This window comes from Pseudomonas sp. HY13-MNA-CIBAN-0226 (genome assembly GCF_040310305.1).
GTDB classification, from domain to species: Bacteria; Pseudomonadota; Gammaproteobacteria; order Pseudomonadales; family Pseudomonadaceae; genus Aquipseudomonas; species Aquipseudomonas gregormendelii.
Map to the genome: position 1 here is coordinate 1 of NZ_JBEOPS010000527.1, position 245 is coordinate 245.

The 245-nt window shown below is 47.3% G+C and carries 1 protein-coding gene; it reads left to right on the forward strand.

Translation table 11 applies throughout. The features are described from left to right. The coding region (locus AAEZ05_RS29765) for a hypothetical protein (RefSeq protein ID WP_350650236.1) at positions 1–245 on the forward strand (245 nt) is incomplete at both ends.

The following is a 245-nucleotide window of genomic DNA, read 5'->3' on the forward strand; positions in this document are numbered from 1 at the left end:
GTTATTATCTGTCAGTGGGCAGGTATCGAAAAAGCGGCCAATATCGTTGGCCTAGTCGCCATGTTCCTTATTTTGATGGTATGGCGATTACTCAAAGGTCTGCCCAGTTGGCTCACCCAAGCCAGCAACACTTTATTGGTCGATAGTGGCTTTGCTTTTTTGCCCGTATCAGCTGGAGCAGGCTTGCTACTATTTGCCTTAGGGGATGAGTTTTGGGGTGTGATGCTGACTATGTTGATCAGTAC